This is a genomic window from Mesobacillus maritimus (assembly GCF_023715205.1).
GTDB lineage: Bacteria > Bacillota > Bacilli > Bacillales > Cytobacillaceae > Mesobacillus_B > Mesobacillus_B maritimus_C.
Map to the genome: position 1 here is coordinate 394049 of NZ_JAMBNR010000001.1, position 24104 is coordinate 418152.

The 24104-nt window shown below is 38.5% G+C and carries 22 protein-coding genes; 6 read left to right on the forward strand and 16 right to left on the reverse strand.

Features of this window, described 5'->3' with window-relative positions; genetic code table 11:
- Positions 1 to 62: 62 nt before the first annotated feature.
- The 5 genes from M3182_RS01950 to M3182_RS01970 all read right to left on the reverse strand — a co-directional run bounded on the left by M3182_RS01950 (position 63) and on the right by M3182_RS01970 (position 4913).
- Entirely contained in the window at positions 63 to 773 is a 711-nt protein-coding gene (locus M3182_RS01950; RefSeq protein WP_251433629.1) for an ABC transporter ATP-binding protein, read from the reverse strand.
- The gene (locus tag M3182_RS01955; protein ID WP_251433625.1) at positions 766 to 1539 is read right to left on the reverse strand and encodes an ABC transporter ATP-binding protein; all 774 of its coding nucleotides are present in this window, start codon (positions 1537 to 1539) and stop codon (positions 766 to 768) included. Before M3182_RS01955 ends, M3182_RS01950 begins: the two co-directional genes overlap by 8 nt.
- A complete protein-coding gene (locus M3182_RS01960) occupies positions 1511 to 2491 on the reverse strand; it encodes a branched-chain amino acid ABC transporter permease (protein ID WP_251555936.1) in 981 nt (326 codons plus the stop codon). The genes M3182_RS01955 and M3182_RS01960 overlap by 29 nt, the downstream gene beginning before the upstream one ends.
- Positions 2492 to 2503: 12 nt before the next feature.
- Positions 2504 to 3379 (reverse strand): branched-chain amino acid ABC transporter permease, encoded by an 876-nt coding sequence (locus M3182_RS01965; protein WP_251433620.1) that lies wholly within the window; start codon positions 3377 to 3379, stop codon positions 2504 to 2506.
- A gap of 373 nt (positions 3380 to 3752) precedes the next feature.
- Positions 3753 to 4913 carry an ABC transporter substrate-binding protein gene (locus tag M3182_RS01970; protein ID WP_251433618.1) on the reverse strand — a complete coding sequence of 387 codons (1161 nt, stop codon included), beginning with the start codon at positions 4911 to 4913 and terminating at the stop codon, positions 3753 to 3755.
- 349 nt (positions 4914 to 5262) lie between these two features.
- Between M3182_RS01970 and M3182_RS01975 the strand changes: the two genes are divergently transcribed.
- The gene (locus tag M3182_RS01975; RefSeq protein WP_251433616.1) at positions 5263 to 5553 is read left to right on the forward strand and encodes a hypothetical protein; all 291 of its coding nucleotides are present in this window, start codon (positions 5263 to 5265) and stop codon (positions 5551 to 5553) included.
- Positions 5554 to 5699: 146 nt separating this feature from the next.
- Here M3182_RS01975 and hlpB read toward each other — a convergent pair whose 3' ends face one another.
- The 5 genes from hlpB to M3182_RS02000 all read right to left on the reverse strand — a co-directional run bounded on the left by hlpB (position 5700) and on the right by M3182_RS02000 (position 11785).
- Positions 5700 to 5987 (reverse strand): HNH nuclease-like protein HlpB, encoded by a 288-nt coding sequence (gene hlpB / locus M3182_RS01980; RefSeq protein ID WP_251433908.1) that lies wholly within the window; start codon positions 5985 to 5987, stop codon positions 5700 to 5702.
- Between the two features lie 296 nt (positions 5988 to 6283).
- On the reverse strand, positions 6284 to 7123 hold the full coding sequence (locus M3182_RS01985) for a formate/nitrite transporter family protein (protein WP_251556019.1): 840 nt from the start codon (positions 7121 to 7123) through the stop codon (positions 6284 to 6286).
- A 43-nt stretch (positions 7124 to 7166) separates the two neighbouring features.
- A complete protein-coding gene (nirD, locus tag M3182_RS01990; protein WP_251555938.1) occupies positions 7167 to 7490 on the reverse strand; it encodes a nitrite reductase small subunit NirD in 324 nt (107 codons plus the stop codon).
- A gap of 19 nt (positions 7491 to 7509) precedes the next feature.
- Positions 7510 to 9918: a nitrite reductase large subunit NirB gene (nirB, locus tag M3182_RS01995; protein ID WP_251555939.1), complete on the reverse strand. Its 2409-nt coding sequence runs from the start codon at positions 9916 to 9918 to the stop codon at positions 7510 to 7512.
- Positions 9919 to 10102: 184 nt separating this feature from the next.
- Positions 10103 to 11785: an ABC transporter substrate-binding protein gene (locus M3182_RS02000; protein WP_251555940.1), complete on the reverse strand. Its 1683-nt coding sequence runs from the start codon at positions 11783 to 11785 to the stop codon at positions 10103 to 10105.
- A 237-nt stretch (positions 11786 to 12022) separates the two neighbouring features.
- On the opposite strand from M3182_RS02000, the gene M3182_RS02005 reads away from it, so the two are divergent.
- Positions 12023 to 12895, forward strand: coding sequence for a hypothetical protein (locus M3182_RS02005; protein WP_251433608.1), 873 nt, complete (start codon positions 12023 to 12025; stop codon positions 12893 to 12895).
- A 463-nt stretch (positions 12896 to 13358) separates the two neighbouring features.
- On the opposite strand, the gene M3182_RS02010 is transcribed toward M3182_RS02005, so the two are convergent.
- Genes M3182_RS02010 through M3182_RS02020 form a run of 3 tightly spaced genes read right to left on the reverse strand, consistent with a single transcriptional unit; the run spans position 13359 to position 16379 of the window.
- On the reverse strand, positions 13359 to 14327 hold the full coding sequence (locus tag M3182_RS02010; RefSeq protein ID WP_251555942.1) for a quinone oxidoreductase family protein: 969 nt from the start codon (positions 14325 to 14327) through the stop codon (positions 13359 to 13361).
- A gap of 52 nt (positions 14328 to 14379) precedes the next feature.
- On the reverse strand, positions 14380 to 15579 hold the full coding sequence (locus tag M3182_RS02015; RefSeq protein ID WP_251555943.1) for a CaiB/BaiF CoA transferase family protein: 1200 nt from the start codon (positions 15577 to 15579) through the stop codon (positions 14380 to 14382).
- Positions 15579 to 16379, reverse strand: a complete 801-nt coding sequence (locus tag M3182_RS02020; RefSeq protein WP_251555944.1) for an enoyl-CoA hydratase/isomerase family protein — start codon at positions 16377 to 16379, stop codon at positions 15579 to 15581. Before M3182_RS02020 ends, M3182_RS02015 begins: the two co-directional genes overlap by 1 nt.
- 340 nt (positions 16380 to 16719) lie before the next feature.
- Between M3182_RS02020 and dctP the strand changes: the two genes are divergently transcribed.
- The 4 genes from dctP to M3182_RS02040 all read left to right on the forward strand — a co-directional run bounded on the left by dctP (position 16720) and on the right by M3182_RS02040 (position 20793).
- Entirely contained in the window at positions 16720 to 17793 is a 1074-nt protein-coding gene (gene dctP / locus M3182_RS02025; RefSeq protein ID WP_251433597.1) for a TRAP transporter substrate-binding protein DctP, read from the forward strand.
- Positions 17794 to 18058: 265 nt separating this feature from the next.
- On the forward strand, positions 18059 to 18601 hold the full coding sequence (locus M3182_RS02030) for a TRAP transporter small permease subunit (RefSeq protein WP_251433595.1): 543 nt from the start codon (positions 18059 to 18061) through the stop codon (positions 18599 to 18601).
- A 48-nt stretch (positions 18602 to 18649) separates the two neighbouring features.
- Entirely contained in the window at positions 18650 to 19978 is a 1329-nt protein-coding gene (locus M3182_RS02035) for a TRAP transporter large permease (RefSeq protein WP_251555946.1), read from the forward strand.
- A 170-nt stretch (positions 19979 to 20148) separates the two neighbouring features.
- The gene (locus M3182_RS02040) at positions 20149 to 20793 is read left to right on the forward strand and encodes a GntR family transcriptional regulator (protein WP_251555948.1); all 645 of its coding nucleotides are present in this window, start codon (positions 20149 to 20151) and stop codon (positions 20791 to 20793) included.
- Positions 20794 to 20837: 44 nt separating this feature from the next.
- On the opposite strand, the gene M3182_RS02045 is transcribed toward M3182_RS02040, so the two are convergent.
- The 3 genes from M3182_RS02045 to M3182_RS02055 form a co-directional block, all read right to left on the reverse strand.
- On the reverse strand, positions 20838 to 22190 hold the full coding sequence (locus M3182_RS02045) for a short-chain fatty acid transporter (RefSeq protein WP_251555950.1): 1353 nt from the start codon (positions 22188 to 22190) through the stop codon (positions 20838 to 20840).
- Between the two features lie 374 nt (positions 22191 to 22564).
- The gene (locus M3182_RS02050) at positions 22565 to 23278 is read right to left on the reverse strand and encodes a small-conductance mechanosensitive channel (RefSeq protein ID WP_251555951.1); all 714 of its coding nucleotides are present in this window, start codon (positions 23276 to 23278) and stop codon (positions 22565 to 22567) included.
- 43 nt (positions 23279 to 23321) lie between these two features.
- A complete protein-coding gene (locus M3182_RS02055) occupies positions 23322 to 24029 on the reverse strand; it encodes a DUF5058 family protein (RefSeq protein ID WP_251555956.1) in 708 nt (235 codons plus the stop codon).
- Positions 24030 to 24104: the final 75 nt, after the last annotated feature.

The following is a 24104-nucleotide window of genomic DNA, read 5'->3' on the forward strand; positions in this document are numbered from 1 at the left end:
TTTTTCTCGACAAAATATGAAAACTGGCTGACATTCATTGTGTCAGCCAGTGAAGATGATATTTAACTAGATTTACGTCCTAGATATGCTTCCATAATTCTTGGGTCATTTAAAAGTTGGTCAGCTTTCCCATCTGCAACAATTTTACCGGTCTCCAAGACATATCCATAATCAGAGACTTTTAGTGCTTGGCGGGCATTTTGCTCAACCAATAAAACGGTAGTTCCTGTTTGATTGATTTCCTTGATAATTTTAAAGATATCAGCAACTACAAGTGGAGCTAACCCCATCGATGGTTCATCCAAAAGAAGAAGTTTCGGACGGCTCATAATTGCACGAGCAATCGCTAGCATTTGCTGCTGTCCCCCTGACAAAGTTCCACCTAATTGTTTTTCTCTTTCTTTTAGGATTGGAAACCGTTCAAACATTCTTTCAAGGTCTTGGTCGATCTCATTGTCTTTGCGGTGGTAGGCACCCATCTCCAAATTTTCTAAAACGGTCATACCTGCCAGAATCTGACGTCCTTCTGGAACTAACGCAATTCCTTTTTTGACCTTCTGGTCGGGCCTAAGTCCAGTTACATCTTCACCAAGGAACTTTATATTTCCTTGCTGAGGCTTTAACAAACCAGAAATTGTCTTCATTGTTGTTGTTTTTCCGGCCCCGTTTGCACCAAGAATGGTTACAATACTGCCTTCTTCCACTTCAAGAGAAATATCTTTTAAAACTTGTATTTTTCCATAGAATGCATTGATTCCATTCACTTTAAGCATATTCTTCTTCCTCCTCACTGCCGAGGTAGGCCTCGATGACTGCTGGGTTGTTTTGAATTTCTTCTGGTGTGCCTTCCGCGATTTTTTTACCAAAGTTTAGAACCGCGATCCGGTCACAAAGGTTCATCACTAGCGGCATATCATGCTCAATGAGGAGCACGGTAATCCCAAGCGTTTGTATTTTTTTGATCAATTGAAACAGTTCACTAGTTTCAGTTTCGTTCATTCCTGCAGCTGGTTCGTCCAATAAAAGAAGTTGAGGGTCACTGGCCATTGCTCTAGCTATTTCTAATCTCCGTTGTTGCCCATACGCTAGATTTTCAGCAGTAATATCTGCGAAATCATCCAAACCAACAAATTCAAGAAGCTCTTTTGCTCGCTTCCGGATAGCCGCTTCTTCTTTCCGCTGAGATTTTGTCCGAAACACACTGCTCAAAACACCAGATTTGCTACGACTATGAACACCAACCATGACATTTTCTTCCGCAGACATGAGAGGGAACAAGCGAATGTTTTGGAATGTACGGCAAATCCCTTTTTCGGTTATTTTATTAGGTTTCAATCCATTGATATTGTCTCCTTGAAAGACGATTTCCCCAGTGGTCAATGGAAACATCGAGGTGATTAAGTTAAACATCGTCGTTTTCCCTGCACCATTTGGTCCAATAAGTCCGAAAATCTCACCTTTCCGAATTGAAAAAGAGACATCAGACACTGCTGCTAAACCGCCGAAGTTTTTACATGCTTTTTTCACTTCCAGAACCATGAGTGACACCCCTTTTCGAACGTTTTTTAGATTTGATCCAATTGATGATATTGACGTCAATTAACCCTTGTGGACGAACAGCCATCAAAATAATAATCATTAACCCATAAATCATATAACGATATTCGCTAATAAAACGGAGCACTTCTGGTAAGAACGTGAGGAATATCGCACCAAACACTGGTCCCCAAATTACCTCACTACCGCCAAAGACTGTAAACACTAAAATATCAACTGCACGATGGTAGGAGAAGTCTGCAGGACTGATATAGGCAAGCACGTGTGCATAAATGCTCCCTGCAAACCCTGCAAGCAGTGCCCCTTGTGTAAAAGCTAAAACTTTATAATAAGTAATATTAATTCCCATTGATTCTGCCGCTTTTTCATCTAATTTAATAGCTGCATAAGCACGTCCAACCCGGGAATAATGTTGTCTTCTAAAGAACCAAACTAAGAAAATAGCGATGATGAGCAATAAAACAAAAATGGATAGAAAGATAAATTGATTGTTTTGTAAGCCCATACTTTGTGGATTAAATCCAAATCCCTTTAAGGTTTTTAAAATTTCGCGACCAATATGAGGAATTCCTGAAATTCCAACAGAACCATTTGTTAAGGATTCCCAATTGATAAAAACAACACGAATAACTTCACCGAATCCTAAAGTAACAATCGCTAAATATACACCTTGCAACCTTAATGTTGGGAGGCCTATTAAAATTCCAATAAGGCCTGCTATTAATGTACCTGCAATGATTCCTACTAAAATGGGCAAGTCAAAATGAATGGTTAATAAAGCGGATGTATAAGCTCCCAGTCCCATAAATCCAGCACTTGCAAGCGATAATTGTCCTGTAGAAAGCGGCACATATACGCTTAATGCAAGGATAATATTAATTAAAATAAAACAACCGATTTGCAAATAATATGGATTAAATAATTCAGCTAGCATTGGTACACCTTCTTACGTTGTGATTTTTTTACCAAATAACCCTTGTGGTCTGATTAGGAGAATAACGATGATCGCTAGGAAAGCTATTGCGTCCTTATAGCCTGAGTCCCCGTAGACAACGACGAAAGTTTCTGCCAGACCAAGGATTAATCCCCCGGCCATCGCACCTCTAACATTTCCCATTCCACCAAGGATAATGATAGCTAGTCCTTTTAATCCCATCGATAAACCCATTTGTGGATTGACGGAGTTAAAGGCCATTCCAACTAAAATTCCAGCAATTCCTCCTATTGCCGAAGCAATGATGACTGTCATTGTAATAATTCGTTTTGTATCTACACCAAGCAGGCTAGCTGTTTCAAGATTTTCAGCAGTTGCCCGTAGAGCCTTCCCTGCTTTTGTTTTTCCAAGCCAAATGGAGAGCGCAACCATTAAGATAATAGAAATAACAAAAATGACAATTTGCACTAAATAAACAGTAATGGAACCAACCTGGAAACTAACTTGGGCAAATGGCGCTTCGAATGGCTTGTTTCCTGAACCAAATAAATGGTGCGATAGGTTCTCAAGAAAAATCGAAACCCCGATGGTACTAATTAATGGTGCTAAATGGGAAACTCCCGGTTTGTTTCTTAAGGGTCTTAAGGCAAAAGTTTCAAGGAAAAAACCAAGAATGGCTGTAATTAGAATAGAAGCCCCGAAGGCTACCCATAATGGTGCATCAAACATGGCCGTAATCATAACACCGATAAAAGCACCGAACATAAAGATCTCACCATGAGCCATGTTGATGATGCCTAGTACTCCGAAAACGAGTGTAAAACCAAGAGCAACGATTGCGTATATACTTCCTAATGTTAATCCGTTAATGAGCTGTTCTATTAACAAGGCATCTCACCTACTTACCAAATTTTTATGAAGGACTCTTTACTCAAACTCTGTTGTTTTAATATGAAAACAAATTGTTTTGGCTAATTATTTATCAACAACCAATATCTTTAAATAAAGAGCAAGCAAATTTACTTCTAATTAAAAAATTAGCCTTTTTAACGTTAAAGTTTGCAACAACAATATGAGAAACACATTTTGAATAAAATAAAAGCCAACTACATAAATTCGTCCTATTTTAAGAAAAGGCAGTATAACCCATTCTAAGCAAGATCTTTTGCCAAACGGATAACACTGCCCGAAACTCATTACATTCATGATTTGTCATTCAACAAAACGTATATGTCCGAACCATGTTGTTTACTCATCTTAGTTATTCGAAAATTTTAAATCCACCGTCTTCAATCACCAAAACTGTTGGCTCCATAACAACATCTCCCTCTTCATCAAACGCAAATTCACCAAGGACTCCATTGATTGAAACCTCTGCTAAGGCATCACGGAAAGCATCGCGATCGTTAGAACCAGCATTTTTCAAAGCTTCAGCATAGATGAAAAGAGCGTCATAGGCTTGTGCAGCAAACTGATCTGGCTTTACACCATATTTTTCTTCGTATTTCCCTACAAATTCTTGTACTTTTTCATCTTCTTTATCTGTATACCAAGGAGTCGCTACGATCAATCCGTTAGCCGCATCTCCTGCAATTTCAATTACTTCCGGAGAGTTAAAACCATTACCGCCTACGAACGGCACATCAATTCCCATTTTACGAGCTTGATCCATAATAACAGCACCTTCATTATAAAGGGCAGACGCTAAAATTAAATCCGGATTCAAGCTTTTAATTTTTGTTAATTGAGCGTTATAGTCCGATTGCCCTTTTTGGAAAGTTTCAATCGTTAAAATCTCTAGCCCTTTCTCTTCAGCGGCTGCTTTCATCGTATCGAAACCAGATTTTGTGAACACGTCATCGTTTCCATAAATTAGCGCAACCTTTTTAACATCGTACTTTTCCATCGCTTTATCAAGTGCGGCTGGAATTGCTAATGCTTCTGGAAGCGAATTACGGAAAATGTAATCCCCAATTTGCGGAATCCCCTCAGCTGTTGTTGAGGTACCAAGTGTTGGAACACCATTTAAATCAGCTTCAGGGCCAACAACGTTCATTTCAGTACTAAGGGTTGGTCCGATAAGAGCTGTAACATTTTCGGAGTTCATTAATTTTTGTGCAGCAGAGAGAGCTTGGTCCTGTTTTCCTGCAGAATCTTCAATGACAAGATTGATTTCTACCTCACCTTTTGCATTGATTTCTTCAAGTGCTAACTTAAGTCCGCCGGTGATTGATTCACCGTATGCTGCACCAGAACCACTGAGAATCGAAATAACTCCGATATCCGCTTTAACCACTCCACCACCTGATGAATCTTCTCCACCTTCTCCAGTAGCTTGTTCACCGTTACCACCGCATGCAGCTAACGTCAACATACTTGCTAATGCGGAGAACTGGGCTACTCTTTTAAACATCTGTTTCATCTTTTAATCCCCCCGTTGTTCTAATTATCAAAAAATTTAAAAAGCATATACCTATTAAAATACAAAATCAAAGGATTGTCTACCATATTGATATAATATTCTGATAAAAAAGCGAAAATTTTTTTGTACCGTTAAAATATTTTTTTTAAAAAATCACCTTGAATATCTATTACCTTTTTATCTTCGTATTCCATTTTTTGGTATACCCTAAGCGAAAAGTACCATAAATCCTTCTGTATCTGTAGTTGTGTGTTTCTATCTTACTGTCGAAGGTACTATTAGTGAATAGCAAAATCATCCTCAGGTCAAAATACTTTTGGGAAAATGAATAGGAAATGAGGGAAACTAGATGAAAGAAACATTACAACGCATTAAAGAATCGTTAGTACAAGCATTTGATCAACCAGAAACTGTTAATTTGGACCAAAGTATTCAACAGCTTCAATCTTTTAAAGAACAATATGGGGATAAAGGAACAATGATTGAGGATACCATTACGGCACTTATACAAGCAAAACACGCAACAGTACAATTACAAAGTGCAGGAGATGTGTCTTCTTCTGCCGCTTTTGGACAAGCTTTTAACGCGCTAGAACATGCGATAAAATCCTTCGAGCAAGTGGATAACGATCCCGTTTGAATTTAGACAGGCCCCTGGATTATTTTCTAGGGGTTATTTTATATCAAGTTTCCTCTTGGCAGCAAAAGTTAGTAACTTATGCATATCAATTCGCCCCCGAGTGCACAATTTGTAACACCTGTCTTTTTTTACTACAGTTATCCATATTATTTTCTCCGTTTCCGCTCGTTGGACTTTTTTATCTTCATGATTTTGCTTGCAGGTTGTTTCCGTATCCACTTTATAAACTTTGAAAGCTTTTCATCTTCACGCAGTTCTTTTACTGTCGTCAAACGGGTGGCTATTTCTTGATTTGTGTAAAGAGCGTGTATTTGTTTATGGCAAGGGATACATAAGTTTGCCGTCACCCCAAACGTACCGCCCATTTCTTTTGGTAGTAAGTGATGTACGGTCGTCTCTACCTCTGTTCTCCCACATAACTCACAACAATTCATCATTACCCTCCAACACCTTCAGCATTTTTCTTCTATTATAAATTACTTTTCAGTAAAACAAAAAAGCCATAAACAAGAACTGTTTATGACGTATACACTTATTCAGGTTATTTTGAACGCTTCTATGTCTAAACTTACTCTTTAAATCATTTTTCAATTATATCATCGTTGAGGAAGATTTGATCTTTAACTCTGAACAATGTTAGCACCTTAAAATGATCTTTAGGTTTTGGATCGCATTTAGTGAATTCACTCCGCCCCTAGATGTCTAGCTCTAATGATTCATCATTTAAACCCTAATTGCGCTGAGTATTTGTTATTGCGACTTTTGGTTTTGCTAAACCAAAGACGCTTTTGCCTTCCTTTTGTTTATGTGTAAAATAGATTGCAAACCCAGTAAAGAGAAAGCCGCTGACTAAGTTCCCTACCAAGACCGGAAGTTGATTCCACAACCACCATTCACCCATCGTAATATCTGCGCCGAGTATCATACCTGCCGGAATCACAAACATATTAACTACTGCATGTTCAAACCCTTGTGCAAAAAAGATTAAAATAGGTAACCACATTGCAACAATTTTGCCAATAACTGATTTAGCTGTCATCGCCATAACAGCGCCTAGAGTTACCATCCAGTTGCACAGCATAGCTTTCACAAATACGACAAACATGCCGTCTGGTCCAAGACTTTTATAAGCCAACGTTTTTGCCTCCGCAACAGTCACTAGTTTTGTAATCATTGCATGATCTGTGACGTGTCCGAGTTGGGTAATACCAATTAGATAAAGAACAGCATATAATGTAGCGCCAATTAGGTGACCAACAATAACCCAAAACCAATTGTTTAGCATTTGTCCGACAGTTGCTTTTTTCTCCATTACGGCAACAGGTATTAGCGCGAAACTACCCGTCACCAGTTCGAGGCCTAGAAGAATAATCATTACAAACGCTGCCGGAAACAGAATTGCCCCTATGATCCCGAATCCTGTTTGTATTTCCGCTGTAAAAGCTAGAGTTGTTCCAAATCCAAGTAGCGCTCCTGCTAGTCCTCCGCGGATCAGTAAATCTTTAATCGGAAGCTTTGCTTTCGTTTCTCCTACATGAACCATGTTTTCGACAACTTGATTGGGACTCACAAAGTCCAATTTTATCACCCCATCCGGATGGTTTAATTTAAAACTACCTATCTAGTAAAACATAAACCTGATTCTCTTTTACTTCGACAGGAAAAGTTTTAACACATCCAATATCAGGTTCTTGGACCTTCCCATCTAGGACATTAATCTTCCAGTCATGCATTGGACAAAACACATATTCCCCAGTTACTATGCCTTCAGCAAGAACACCACCTTTATGTGGACAGCGATTTTCTATTGCCCGAATTTCACCTGATTCTAATTTAAAAACCGCTAGTTGAATTTTTCCGATGTTCACGGATTTTCCTAGTTTCTCAGGCCATTCATCTATCTTTCCAATTAAGACTGATCGTAAGGTATTTCCCATATAATTTCCTCCTCTTGTTTCACCTTGTCTCTGCAGGTATTTTCACCGCTTCATAAAGATCTTTTAAAAGATTAGTATCTGATATTGCTTGTTTCCAAGGATCTTGAACAACTGATAGAGCTTCTTCAATACGAGCATTTAATTCTTTAACCTTTGATTCAATCGACAATACTTCACGGATATGGTCAATCCCTAGACGCTCAACCCAAGCAGAGGTTCTTTCTAAATAGTTAGCAGATTCACGATAGTATTGTAGAAATGCACCGATCATTTCTATTAATTCTTCGCCTGATTTAAATTTAAATAGTAGTTCTGCTTTACGAAGATGCGTTCCACCATTTCCTCCAACATACATTTCCCATGCTCCTTCTACCCCGACGATTCCGACATCTTTTATCCCGCTTTCCGCACAATTTCGTGGACAAGCGGAAACGGCCATTTTTACTTTATGCGGGGTGTTTAAGCCCTCAAACTTCTTTTCTAATCTAATTCCCATCCCAATCGAATCCTGCGTGCCGAAACGACAATAGCTATCACCGACACAAGTTTTTACTGTACGCAACCCTTTTGCATAAGCTGCTCCTGATGGCATATCTAGTTCTGCCCAAATTTTCGGAAGATCCTGTTTCTTGACTCCAAGAAGATCAATCCGTTGGCCGCCTGTTACCTTTATTGTGCCAACTTGATATTTATCAGCCACATCTGCGATTTTTCTTAAATCCTCCGCAGTGGTAATCCCCCCATACATTCTAGGAACCACTGAAAACGTTCCGTCTTTTTGTATGTTGGCATGCATGCGTTCATTTACATATCGCGCTTCCTTTTCATCTTGATAATGAAGTGGGTCAATCATGCCTAAATAATAATTCAACGCTGGTTTACATTTACTACATCCATCGGTTTTCCAACCAAGAACATTCATCACTTCACGAATATGCGTTAATCCCTTTTCACGAATTTGGTTTACTACTTCATCACGAGACAATATTGTACAATTGCAAATAGCTTCTTTTTGATTCTGGTCATAGGAATCACCTAAGGTGCCTTGTAGCAGTTCTGATACTAACTGTTTGCATCCTCCACAGGATCGAGACGCATTTGTACAGCTTTTCACTTGATCGACTGTGGTTAAACCTTGTGATTGAATGGCTTCAACAATTACACCTTTGGTTACCCCATTACAACCACAGATTAGTTCATCTGGTGGAAGGTCGGCTACAGAATAAGATTCATTCGTTTTGGTTTCAATGCTCTGTAGGTATTCTTCTACACTTACACTAGATTTTATATACTTAAGGAATTTGTTTCCATCCTTTGTGTCTCCAAATAAAACCGCACCCGTCATTTTGCCATGTTCAAAAATCACTTTCTGATAAACCCCTTGTAAATCATCATGGAGCATTGATACTTTTGAATTTTCCTCTTCATTGATTTTTCCGGCCGAAAATACATCCACCCCAGAGACTTTTAATTGCGTGGAGAGTACAGACCCTTTATACCCAATTGTTTCTATCCCACAAATTCGTTTCGCAAGTATCTCTCCTTGCTGATATAGGGGGGCGACTAATCCATAGACCATTCCTCGATGCTCGGCGCATTCCCCGACAGCATAGATATTTGCTACTTCCGTCTCCATATAATCATTGACCAAAATCCCTCGATTTACAGGGATTCCTGTTTCGCGTGCAAGGTCTACATTCGGTTTAATTCCCACTGCCATCACAACTAAATCTGCTTTAATCTGACTTCCATCATTAAATTGCAAACCTTTGACTCTTTTTCTACCGATTATTTCCGTCGTCACTTTGTTTAAATGAAAGTTCATTCCTTGTTTTTCTAATTCTTGTTGCAACAATTTTCCTGCAGTTCGATCAAGTTGTCGCTCCATTATATAGTCATGAATGTGAACAACGTCGACTTCCATCCCTAAATTCAATAACCCTCTTGCCGCTTCTAATCCTAATAACCCTCCTCCTATAACAGCCGCTTTTTTGTATTGCTTAGAATACTTTACAATCGTTTCGGTATCATCAATATTCCGGAATGCGATCACACCTTCTTTATTAACACCTGGCAAAGGCAGCACAAAGGGGTTCGACCCTGTAGCGATGATCAGCTTGTCATAACCTTTTGTTTTTCCTTTATCCGTATAGAGTACTTGCTGGTTTTTGTCGATTTTTGTTACCGTTTCACCTGGGTATAAGCGGATATTATTTTCTTCATACCACTGCCAGTCATTTAGAGTAATATCTTTTAATGAATTATCCCCTTGGAGTACTTTTGATAATTGAATTCGATTGTAGTTAGGGTAAGGCTCTGTTCCAAAGACGGTTATCTCGTATTGGTCTGAGTCGTTATTTAAAATTCCCTCAATTGTTCGGATTCCCGCCATGCCATTTCCGATTAAAACGAGATTTTTCTTTTTCATATCTAATCCTCCTGCATTTGGATTCGTTAATTCTATTTATATCATCACAGTGATGGTAAATAACATAAACATGTAACAAAACCTAACATAGGAATTTTGGATAACAAAGAAAAAGCTGTTTCCCTTATTCAGGAAACAGCTCCACTCACACCATTATTTTGTTTTATAAAATTTATATACAGCCCTAATCTTTATCTTCTGGATAATATAGATGTCCATTTTCATCCCATTCATATCCAGCATCTGCTAACAAATCAACCGCTGCTTGTAAATTAAATGGTTTTTCATCCATACCTTGATACCATGCTTCATTGTTTGGCGAAATAAGTCCTATTGCTGAATCTCCCTTCCCTGCAAGCAATTCCTCCACTATTTGCTTCTTTGGAATAGCGAACGCCAAGGCTTGGCGAAATGTTTGATCGTCCAGTGGTTGCTTTTGTGTATTAAAAATGACCGAATCAAAGCCAATATCGGAGACAGATAGGACTTTTCCTCTCAGATTTCCCTCCGCTTCTTTCCATTCCAAAGCTGAAAGACGAATACCACCAATTTCTGCTTGACCATTTTTCACTGCTACGAGCAAATCCTCTTTTGTCTTATATGGGATTCGGAGAATGCCATTCACCTTAGCTGGTGAAAAATGGCCAGTATTCATATCTAACTTCATCTCTTCGTTTGATTCCCAATAATTCAACTGAAATGGACCGCTACCAACTGGGTTTTCATTTTTATATTCAAGTATACCTTGCTCTCCATCTTTATCCAAAATTGGTTTCCAATGACGTCTAGGTAAAATGTAAACCTCTGTAAGTGTTTTACTAATAAATGGAGCAAATTCTTCTTTTAAAACAAATTGAATTGTTTTTTCATCGACAATTTCTATTTTTTCAATTGGTTTAACCAATTCCTTTAGTTTTGGTGGTTGAACTTTTTGAAGAAGGTCGAAAGAAAATTTGATATCTTCAACCGTCACTTTTTCACCATCGTGGAAAGTTAAGTCGTCTCTTAATTTAACTTTATAATTTTTCTTATCATTGTTCTCCAATTGTATCGATTCTGCAGCCCAATTTTGCGGCCGACCATTCTTATCTACTCGGACTAGCGTATCATAGATTAGTCGGGTGACTTGTTGGTCGGTTGTATTCGTACTAAAAGGATTGAAAGATTTGATATCGGCTAATGCTGCCCAACGAACGTATTTTTGAACACCCGTTGGCTCAACATTCATAAAGGTCCAAAAACTATTTAACCCTTCTCCAGGCATCAAAGTAAAATTAGTGAACTTTTCATCGTTGTAAGGCATGAGCATTTCTCTATGGACAATCGGTGCGTAGGGGACTTCTTTTAAAAACATTTCTTCCGCCTTATGTATAACTTCTTTACGCTCTTTAGGGTCAGTCACGCTTCTTTGCTGAAGTGCGATCGAATCGTACTCAGATTGGCTATAACCTGAAAGATTTGTTTTTGAAGATTCAATGTTGGATGAATGAAGAGTATCATAAATAAAAAAATCTGGATCGAAGCGTGAAGCAAGCCCTTCCCACTGATAAAGAAAGGCGTCAAGATTCTTTTTTCTCTCTGAAATTTCACTCAAGGTCCCTGCCTCGAAAGGCTCTACCGTCACATCCAGGCCAAGCTTTTTCCATTCTTCTGCCATTGTAAAACCCATTTCATATTGAACTAGGTCTTGTTCACGTGGCGGTACACTGAGGGTGAATTTCTCCACTTTACGCGACGAAGGCAACTCTTTTGAAGAAGGAAGTTGAACGGTTGTCCCTTCCCCTTCTTTATTGCCTGCTGAAATGCTGCAAGCTGAGAGCAATAATCCCAGCGATGCAAATAAAAGCAAAAGTTTGGTTTTCAACATCTTTCCCCCTTATTTACCTAACTTTTATGTAAATCTAGCTGGCAAGGTTGACTATTCTGAATTTTATTGATATACATATTTTAACATATACAAGTTTTATAAGTTGACTCCACGCTTGAAAAAATTTACAAAGAGAGAAATATGTAGGACGAATGAATATGTAATTATGTGAGGTAAATCTCTTCACGAAAGTCATTTTCATACTAGAAAAGAGATTATGCCTAAGGAGGGTATTTCATGCAGGTTTTTGCTCTAGTTGGAAAAAGTGGTACAGGAAAAAGTACAAGCATTTTACAATACTGCTTTGATAAAGGCATTCCCGCATTTATTGACGATGGTTTATTAATTGTCAATGGCAGAAAAAAGGCAGGAACTTCAGCAAAGTATGAAAATAATTACATTCGTGCCATCAAACGTGCCACCTTTCATTATGACGATCACCAAACAGAAGTCATTCATGCGATTAGCAAACTTAATCTCAAGAAACTATTAATCGTAGGGACTTCGGTAAAAATGGTTGACCAAATCGCAATGAAGCTGGAGTTAGGAAAAATCGACCATTACATCGATGTCACAGAAGTGCGTTCTAGTGCAGAAATAAAGATGGCTTTATTTGTTCGAAAAACGCAAGAAAAACACGTCATTCCCATTCCCTATGTACAGATTGAGCCAAACCGGTTTAAAAAGTTGATGCAAAGAGGGAAAAAAGTTTTTTCGAAGCAACATACCTATATTGGTGAAAACACCATCATTCAGCCAAACTTTACAAAAGGTACCATCTCCATCTATGAAAATGTCATCAAAGACCTCATTATCTATACATGTAAAGATTTAAAAACCGTGGGCAAAGTAAGCAATATATATTATCATTTTGAGAATTCCCCCAAGTTAACTGTACAACTCGATCTCATTTCCCCTCTTGGAAGCAATCTCGTTCCAGTTGTAGAAGACATTCAAGGTAAAATCCTATCTGCAATGAACAAAATTGTTGAGATTGAATTAGACACCATCCATGTACAAGTTTCTAGCATTCGATTTGAAGGAAGTCAGAAAAAAGAAATGTTTCTCAAACCCAAATTTACGCCACAAATTTCTTTACTTAAGTCTTAACTATATTCCAAAACACGACCTTAATGAGGCTACTATTAAGTTAAATTTTCGTCTAATATAAAAAAACAATCGTAAAGAGAGGATGAAAGAATCTTAAATAAAGGTTCTTCCATCCTCTTTTTTATAAAAGCTATTTTCACAAACTATTTTACTTTTTTCAAAAGTAACTGGAGTGTAGATTGTACTTAGCGACAAATCTTGCTAGTATCTTCAACCTACAACATTACGCCTCGTTTGTTTGGTTTTTCAACAAGTCTTTTTTCGTAAAGTTTGTTGTTCAAGCCCTAAAGCCGATTTTAACGAGATATAAGCTTTTCTCTGCGAAACTACTTAGTTTTTAAGCTCTTTTCTTCTCTTATAAACAAATTTGAATAGAATCATCCTAAATCATTCTATATTTTTTCTAAAAAACAACAATGTTTGAGAAAAGAGCCTTCAACAAAAACACTTTATGCAAAAAGCCTTATGGAACCAATAGGATTTTCCCTGTACTTTTGCGACTATCCATCCACTGATGAGCCTTTATTGCCTCCTGAAGAGGAAATTTTTCACCAATGAATAGCTTCAGATGTTTTTGTTGTACATACTCCAATACTTGTAACACACTCGATTTTAACGTTTCTGGTCGTTCTTTTAGATGGGTACCCAAACTGTAACCTAAAACGGAGCGACAGGTTTTGTGAAGATTCCCTGTTTGGAACGAAGCTGATTCACCACCGAAGCACACAATCCGTCCAAATGGGGCTAATATGTTTAGGTTCTTTTCAAATAATTCACCGCCAATCGGATCGAGAATAACGTCTGGCCCTACATCATCCGTCAAACTACGAATTTCATTCTCTAGTGTGTCGTTCCTATAATTCAAAACCGCATCCGCACCTGCTTGGTAGCAAACGTTTGCTTTTTCCTTGCTTCCAACAGTCGCGATCACTTTCCCTGCCCCCAAAATCTTCGCCATTTGTATTGCTGTAGTCCCAATACCACCTGATGCAGAATGAACAACGACTTTTTCTCCTGTTTGTAACTTCGCCACTTTCGCTAGTAATTGGTAAGTCGTCACAGCTACAACGGGACAAGCAGCTGCGACATCAAAAGAGATTTCATCCGATATGGGGTAAGTAACGATCTCATCAGCGACACAATACTCTGCATAAGAGCCCTCGCGAGGAAAGGAAATCACTCGATCGCCGATATGAAGCTCTGAAACATCTTTTCCGACGGCTGTTACAGTTCCAGCGACATCGAGCCCAGGAATAAACGGCGGCTGTCCTTTGCCATGATAGTTTCCTTGTCTTGCTTTTACATCTGCGAAATTCACACTAGCTGCTGCTACTTTGATTAACACTTGACTCGGCCCTACAGTAGGAATATCTGTATCTACCACTTCTAACACTTCTGGTCCACCAAACTGACTTACATATACAGCTTTCATTGAACACCTCTATTTTGAAAATTCAGTTAAATCATGAGCTAAAAACGTAAATTTATACTTTAGCTTTAGCGGATGATGTTATATTTAACTCACTTAAACGACGAATCTCTTCCTCACTATATCCTAAGCTACTTAGAATTTCCTTTGTATGTTCTCCTAATTCAGGTGGAACGGATTTTATTTCTCCAGGTGTACGTGAAAACTTCACTGGCGTTCCCAGCATTTTAATGGACCCAAGCTTTGGATGTTCTTTTTCAACCACCATTTCCCGTTCAATTAGATGTTGATCATTTAAAATATCAGACATTTTATTGATTGGTCCACAAGGGATTTTTGCTTGTTCAAATAAAGCAATCCACTCATTTACCGTTTTAGTTTGGAACACTTCTTCTAAAAGAGGAATCAACTCATGGCGTTTCTCAACACGTTGTGGATTTGTTGCATATTTAGGGTCCCTTAAACTTTGTAGCCCGACCACTTCTACAAAGTTTTTCCATAAGTTATCATTACCGACCGCAATCATGAAATGACCATCAGATGCTTCAAATCCTTGATATGGGACAATATTAGGATGGGCATCACCAAGAGGTTGCGGGTCTTTACCTGATGCAAAATAATTACCTGCAAGATAAGTTTGCCATGAAACAACGGTATCCAGTAAGTTTGTATCAATCCACTGCCCTTCTCCTGAGGTGTTACGCTCGTGTAAAGCTACCAAAACCCCAAATGCAGCCCACATGCCCGTTCCGACATCAGCGATAGAAAACCCAGCCTTCACAGGTCGGCGTCCCGGTTCTCCAGTTACGGACATTAATCCGCCCATTCCTTGAGCTAATATATCGTAACCAGGCTTTTGGGAGTACGCCCCGGTTTGCCCAAATCCAGAGATTGAAGCGAGGATAATCCCTTTGTTATGTTGTTTTAATACCTCATAATCAATCCCCAACTTTTTCAAAGTTCCTGGGCGAAAGTTTTCAACTACAACATCTGCGTCTTTAATTAATTTAAAAAATACTTCCTTGCCTTTCTCCTCTTTTAAGTTTAGAACCATACTTTTTTTATTACGATTGACGCTTAAAAAATACGCACTTTCGTCCTCAATAAATGGTGGACCCCATTGTCTAGTATCGTCTCCATTTGGTGTTTCAATTTTGATGACTTCTGCCCCTAAATCAGCAAGAGTCATTGTACAATAAGGGCCACTTAGAATACGTGTTAAATCAATGACTTTTATTCCAGTTAATGGTTGCATTAGAATACTCTCCTTTGAAAGTTTGGTTTTCTTTTTTCAACAAATGACCGTACACCTTCAGGAAAATCGACTGGGTCCACACTTGAGCCCAAACCCGTTTCCCACGGAATCGATATTGTTGGATTGTTAAACGCAACAGCTCTTTTTACCGCAAGAACTGAGGCTGGGGATTGCTCCATGATTTTTTTTCCGATTTGGATCGTGAAAGAATTAATATCCTCATCTGTCTCTAGAAGATAATTAAGCAGTCCTAGGTCATAACATTCATCTGGTTTCAGCAAGCGACCGGTATAAACTAAATCTAACGTACGGCTTTCACCAATCATATCCGCGATTCGCTTCGCAAACATTTGATTTAAGGTAATCCCGAGTCGACCAACTGGAATACCCATTAGCGTGTTAGGACTACCAACTCTGATATCACAAGCAAGCGCTAATTCAAAACCGGCTCCCATCGCTGGTCCATTGATAGCTCCTATTGTTGGCAATGGGATCTTTTCAAATGTCGCAATTGCTTCTTCCATTAGTCGAAACGCTTCATTTGCTTCATCAATCGAAAGATTATTAAACTGCTTAATATCTGATCCTGCAGTGAAATGATTTTTACTTCCGCGTAAAATAACTACTTTGTTTTTTGGGTTTTCGGGAATACGCCTGCCGATGGCAGCTAGGTCCTTCCACATCCGATTGGTTAACGCATTTTTTAAATCTGGACGGTTAATTGTGACAATCGCAAAACCACCGCTTTCTTGAAGCGTGATTTTTCCGTCTTTTTCAGTCCGTTTAATCGTAACCCTCATTGTGCTCACTCCTTAATTTTGTATATTGTCGACAATATAAATATAAAAGTTTTAAAGACCGCTTTTTTTATTGAACATAGCTTATATTGTCGACAGTCGATTAATTTTGATTGACTTCATCGTAATATATTCTATTGTCTAATTCAACAAATTTTTAGAATTTATTTAATTTTCAATTTTATTATTGATTTTTTGGTTATTTATCCTTAAGATGAAAATTAGATAGATTGTCGACAGTATCCTGTATTCGACTTTATATGAGAGTTGGAGGTGATTTATTACCTATTGCTTCTTGTTTTTAAAAAAGAAAGCGTTATCAATTTATAAAGGGGGAAATCTGGTGAAAAAAAGTAAATCATTTTTAAGCATTGGATTGGTTGCCTTATTAATCTTTGGCGTGTTAGCAGCTTGCTCTAGCAAAGGTAGCAGCGGTTCCGGAGATTCAAGTGGAGATGCTGGTGGCAAACCCATCACCTTAAAGTTATCCCATCAATGGCCACAAGCTACTGCAGATGAAGGAGATTTCCGCTCAAGGCTGGCCGTAAAATTTGCTGAAGAAGTCGAAAAACGAACAGATGGTCAAGTGAAAATACAACAATATCCAGCAAACTCACTGGTAAAAGCTGCAGAACAGTATGAATCGATGCTTAAAGGAGCCTCTGATATGTCCGTTTACCCGCTTGATTATGCGGGAGGAAAAGTGCCTGAATTCGGGATTACACTGATGCCTGCCTTGGTTAAAAACCACGATCAAGCGATTGCGTGGGAAACAAGTGAGATTGGGAAAAAGGTTGAAGAAATAGCCGAGGAAAATGGCCTTAAAATTCTAGTTTGGGTGTGGAATGCAGGTGCAATTGGAACAAAAGGAGATCCCATAACAGCACCTGAGGATGTGAAAGAAGGGGCACAAATGCGTGCGGCCGGCAAAATGGTTGAAGAGATGTTAGCTAAAGCAGGAGCAGGGATAACTAGTATGCCTTCCTCCGAAATTTACTCAGGATTCCAAACGAATCTATTGGATGCGGCGGTTACCTCCAACTCTTCGTTTGCAGCGTATAAATTATACGAACAAGTTGATTCTTTTACGACTTCATTAGAAAATACGTTTTGGTTTATGTTTGAACCACTTGTGATATCAACTTCAACATGGGAAAAATTAACACCTGAACAGCAACAAATTTTTGAAGAGGTGGCAACAGAATTACAGCCGTGGGCTTATGAGGCTTCCATTGAGGATGATGAAAATGTAGCAAAAATTTTCAAAGAAAACGATGTCAATGTTGTCGATATGAGCGATGAAGATTATCAAAAATGGGTTGAACTTTCCGAGCCAATTTGGGAAAAGTTTGCTGCAGAAGTTGAAGGTGGCCAGGAGCTAATTGACCTTGCAAAGGAAGTAAATCAAATGGAGTAGACTCCCTTTCGGCTAAAAATTAAAAGCTGCGTAATTTCTACGCAGCTTTTCTTTTCAAAAAGCTTTTTTCTCAAATGTTATTGCTTTTGAAGAAAAAATACTACTGAATGTACGATATTATACAAAATTAGCTTCTAGCAAATTTTATTTGCAACTTACGAAATGACATTTTCACATTGAAATCGGCTTTAGGATTTTACCAAATCTTTACGGAAAAAGCCTTTCAAAATGCTTAAACACGTTCTTTAAAAGGAGGAACTTACAAATGGCGAATAAAAAGCCGGTATGGATTCGCGCCATTGATTGGTTAAGCGAAGTAAGTGGTTATATTAGTGGATTAATGATACTCCTTGCAACATTGGTGATTGTTCATCAAGTTATTGTTCGGTATTTTTTCGGGCATTCCACGATATGGCAAACCGAATTTTCAACCTACCTAGTAATGTTTACGACCTTTGTTGGGGCGGCTTACGGACTTAAACACAATTCACATGTTGGAATTGATGTTCTTGTTAATAAATTACCGGTTAAAGGGCAATCAATTATGAAAATTATTACATCATCTTTTAGTTTATTATTAACGATTGTCGTCGCATGGAAGGCATGGGAAATGTGGTATCATGCAACTGAAATGGGCTGGAAGTCTAGTACGGTTTGGGCTCCCCCGCTTACTTACCCATATTTTATCCTTCCGTTAGGAATGTCACTAGTCAGTTTGCAATTTATTGTGATTATTTATGATGAATACAAGAAATTAAAAAGTCATCAAAAGGTCGATTCTGATCAAGATCAAACAACTACAATGTAAATTGATATTTCCGACCTACTATAGTTGGTATGAAAGGAGCGAATCTCTTTGAGTTCATTGGCGATTGGTGCATTTATAGGTATATCCGGTTTACTCATAATGCTGACTGGAATTCCCATTGCTTTTGCCTTAGGAATCATTTCTGTTGCGTCTATTTTGCTTTTTCTAGATCCTGTTCAATTTGACATGTTAGGAGATTTTATCTTTGGTTCGATTAATGATTTTACCTTATTAGCTATCCCCTTGTTTGTTTTCATGGGAGCTTTATTTGCAAACTCAAAAGCTAGTGTAGATTTATTTGAAGCTGCCCAAAAATGGACATCGAGAATTCCAGGTGGTCTGGCCGTTAGTAGCGTAATTGCCTGTGCAATCTTTGCTGCATTATCAGGATCAAGTCCTGCGACAGCCGCAGCGATAGGAAAAACAGGAATTCCGCAAATGCAAAAGCGTGGTTATTCGAATGCTGTTGCGACAGGAGCAATTGTTGCTGGAGGAACACTCGGAATCTTAATCCCTCCTAGTGTTGTGTTAATTCTATATGGAGTCGCAGTTGAACAATCGATTGGTCAACTCTTCCTTGCTGGTGTCATTCCTGGAATTATCTTAACGCTCTTATTCTGTCTTTGGATTGTCATTGCTGTCCGCCTTGAAAGAAAAGGAATCTCCGTAAGTTCGCCTGAAGGTGCGACCTATGTGACAACTTATCCATGGAAAGAACGATTCGCTTCCTTAATCAAGGTAATTCCTTTCTTGCTTTTAATTTTAGGTATTCTATATACGTTATATGCTGGGCTAGCCACTCCAAGTGAAGCGGCAGCAGTTGGAGCAGTTCTATCCTTGATTATGATCATCGTGTTTTATCGATCATTAACATGGAAAAAACTAGTCCACATGCTTTTAGAAACAACGAAAGAAAGTACTATGATTTTGTTAATTACAGCGTTTTCAGCTTTAATTGGTACAGTTTTAAGTTTTTTATCCGTGCCACAGGATTTGGCAACGTTTATTATTGGGCTCGATATGTCGAAATGGCTAGTGTTGATTTTCATTAATATCTTCCTATTAGTATTAGGATTCTTTATTCCACCAGCAGCAATCATTTTGATGACCGCGCCTATTATCTATCCAATCATTGTCGGTCTCGGGTTTGACCCTATCTGGTTTGGTATCATTATGACGTTAAATATGGAAGCGGGCTTAATTACTCCACCAGTAGGCTTAAACTTATTTGTTGTTAAAGGAATTGCACCTGATATCCCTACTTCAGATATTATTAAAGGGTCCCTTCCGTTTGTAGGCGTTATCTTTGTGGCAATCGCTTTATTTACGGTGTTCCCTGAAATCGTGACTTGGCTCCCGAATTTATTATTTAACTAAAGCAAAAATACGTGCTGAACAATGAAACAGAGTTTTCCCGTCTCTGTTTCATTTGTTTAATTTAAGAAATCTCTCTATTTTAAGATAAGTTCCCTTCGAAATTTTGATAATCTTTGGTATTGTTAAGATAATAATTTAGTGGAAACACGGCTGGTAAGGGGGCAATGACTATGGGAAATAAACTTTTTGACAATAACTCATTATCAAGGTTAATTGCTGAGCAAATAACAGAAGAAATAATCACTGGCAAGCTACAGCCTGGAGATAAATTGATTGAAACAAATTACGCTGAGGAGTTTGGGACAAGTAGAGCACCGATTCGAGAGGCATTTTATTTACTAACGATAGATGGGCTCGTCGAGCGAATACCACGTAAAGGTTCTGTCGTGAAAGGCTATTCCGCTCAGGATAAAATTGACCTATTAGAGATTCGTATGTTTCTCGAAACATTGGCTTTGGATCGAATTACAAAAGTAGGTGCCTCAGAGAGTATTCTCCAAACAATGGAAGAACTCCAGGCAAAAATGGAAAATGAAAATGAAAATCCAATGGAGTATACGAAACTTAATCAAAAGTTTCATATGGCAATCATCGAGATGAGCAACAGTGAGATTATTAGAATGATGTATGCGCGTTTAGGGCTCCCCCTAACCTCCTTACAGAGAATTACTTTTGAAGGAAAAGCGAATCGAAAGAAATCACTACAAGAACACCGTCAAATCTTGGATTTCATCCATAGAGGAGAGTTTGAAAAAGCGAAAAGCATATTAATAGAAAACCATCAAAATCTATTAAAGCCAGCACTAGATGCATAAATAGAGCGTACTCGAAGTTTAGCTTTGAGTACGCTCTCTAACTTTTATAAGAATAGCAATCCAATGGAAATTGGAATGAACGACCAGAGCATCGCTATGACGCAAAACCCGATAATGTCTTTTACTTTTAATCCAGCAATCGCTAATAATGGGAGTGTCCAGAACGGCTGGATCATATTTGTCCAAGCATCTCCCCATGCGACAGCCATAGCTGTCTTTGCTGTATCAACTCCAAGTTCAAGTGCAGCAGGAATCATGATTGGACCTTGTACAGCCCATTGTCCACCGCCAGAAGGAACAAAGAAGTTTACAACTCCAGCGCTAATAAAGGTGAATAATGGGAACGTAAATTCATTAGATATGTCAACAAACCACATTGACATTTGTTCAGATAAACCGGAACTGACCATCATACCCATAATTCCTGCATAAAAAGGAAATTGGACGATAATTCCCCCAGCATTTTTAACCGCATCATTAACACAGTTTAAAAAACGTTTTGGTGTTTGATGAAACAATATTCCTAAAAAGAGAAAAATAAAGTTTACGATATTGATATTCAAATCTAAGCCATTTTGTACAAAGTAAGCAATGATGAAAACTAGTCCTAACACCCCGATTATTAGAGAAACAAGTCTACTATTCTCCAGCTTTTCTGCCGGTGTTAGATTAGAATGAATAGTTTCCGTTGGTTGCAAACTTTTCGCTTCATCTGCAGTAATCACTTTTTGATTTTGTGCTAAACGCAAGTCCGTTTTTTCCGTACTTTCAATGATTCTTAGTAAAAAAAAATTCAGGATTGGAAGCGTTATCAAAAGTGTAATGACGATAAACACGTTAAAACTTGAAAATAAAGTAGATGCGACAGGAATGGTCCCCATCGTTTCCTCTAAGAAATGTCCTTGTGTCGCGATGGTTAATGGAATCGAACCGGACAGTCCCCCATGCCAAAGCAACATGCCTGTGTATGCACTCGCAACAACCACGCGGTAACTAGTCGTGGGCACTTGCTTAATCAGATGTCTGGCAAATAGCGCCCCAATAACTAACCCAAACCCATAATTGATTAAACAAGCAATCGACGTGATGAACGTAACTAATAAAATTGCTTGCCCAGGGCTCTTAGCTAGACGAGCTAATCTTCCTAGTAGAGATTCAAAAAATGGGCTATTGGCCAACACATATCCTGTCACAACAATTAAAGACATCTGCATTGCAAATGCTAACAAGTCCCAAAATCCAGCACCCCAGTGCTGAACCATATCAAACGGTGTACTGTCAGTTAGGCCGATACCCAATAGGAACACAGCAATTGTTAAAATAATGGCAAATAAAAACGCATCAGGCAAATATCTTTGTACAATTCGATCAAAAAATAATGTAACGGATTTTAACAAACCATTTCCTCCTTTCATACCCTTTCGTTTAATATAGTTAAAAAGTTAAATAAGCCCCCTATTCTAATATTACGTTAGGCTTGTCTCAATATGACTAAATATTGAAAATAAACGGTTAAATAACTTTTATTTCTAATCCTAGGCAGTTTATTATCAGAATTAGAAAAAGGCTTGATTCTAGTCGTCGGTAGATCCAAACCCTGGTAAATTCTTATTGATTAAGATCTTGTCTTTAAATAATTCTTAGGAGATTAGGAAATTAGAGGTAAGATATGCCAGAAGGAAATATGGGATGGAAATCGATTTTGAACATTGAACGCTTTCTCTTAAATACAAAAAGATCCAAGGCACAACATGCCCTGCATCTTTTGTATTTAAGAGATTTTTGTTTCTTTAATTTTTTCCATCATTAGAACTGCCGATACGGTTAATCCGACGCATAGAACCAATTTAAACAATGATGGAATTGGTGAAAACAGGATGGCCACGCCTATCACCAAGGCAATTAGGCCATATAATGGTTTTTTTAAAGCAAACTGACCAAGAACACCTCCATAAATCGCTGGTAATATATACTTCAACGCCTCTTGGACAGGCTGTGGAATAATGGTTAAGAGTACCGTGCCGCCAAGTACGGTGATGACGACTACGATAATGTTCGTTAACGATGCTGTAGCAATCCCTAGAGTACCAGCAATTTCTGCCTTTTTCGTTCCTGGTTCCGCTCCTACGGCTTCTTGTGCTGAAGCAGAACATGGCATACACATATTTGCAATATTCCCTGTTAGGAAGGCAATATACGTACCTGATTTTCCTAGCACTGGATAGTAAGTGATTGGTTCTAAAAACCACATCACACCAATAAAAGCAGCATATCCAATGAGTCCACCTAAGATAGCAGACCACCCCGGATGATACCCTAATACAAATGAGAAGTATAAGGGCGGAAGGAACGATACCGCAGTAAGAATCCATAACGTTAATCTACCCCAAAAATCGGATTGATGGTGAAAAGCTTCCATCCCCATTGTTTCAGAACGAGCTTCAATTGACTTACCTTTTACGTCTACTGTTCTCGATACTGCCACGTACATCCCTCCTAATTCAAAAATTGACTCTCATTTATCAAACTTATATTAAACTTGTTAAATAGCCTACGGTCAAACCAACTACGAGCGAAATGCCGAGCGCCCACTCAGAAAGCCAGCGAATGTTGCTCTTTTTCGCGATGGTTAATAAAATCATCATAGTAAGAGCTGATATGATCGCCGTAATGGATTCACTAATCCCATTTGCCATTTGTTGACTAGCTAAATAACCAAACGCACCAAGCATCGCTGCTGTCGAAACAATCGTCATGAGTTTTGTGTTTTTACTTGCAATCTTTTTTTGGGCTTTTCCTAATGACTTTGTAAACAATGCCGTAAAGATCAACCATCCAGTTCCCCCAAGACACATTGTCCATACTACCGTTGTAAAGGCTGCTAACCCGAAGTCTGGTGAGTTTAATTCCACTCCGTAAGCATTGGCTCCAATACCAGCGGCCGTTAATTCTGTAGCAGCTGAACCAATGATCCCTATACGAGCTAACGTAATCGGTGCTCCTAGTACAGCAATCAACGAGATGATAACAATCATAATACCAAACGATGGACCAATACTACTTATAAAACCTGTTCTTATCGCCCGCTTTGTTTCATCTGAGGTCATTCCAATCTCCGGGGCTGTTTTTCTTGCGATTTTTAGAAAAATGAGCGCTTGAAAAATGACAATGAAGACAAATATACTGGCCATAATCCATACCGGGGTACTGTTTGCATAATATAAAACTTCTTCCACTTGAAAGGACCTCCTTTTGGTGAAAATCGATAAAATTTTAATAGATACCGTGGGAAAAATACGAGGAGAAATCGG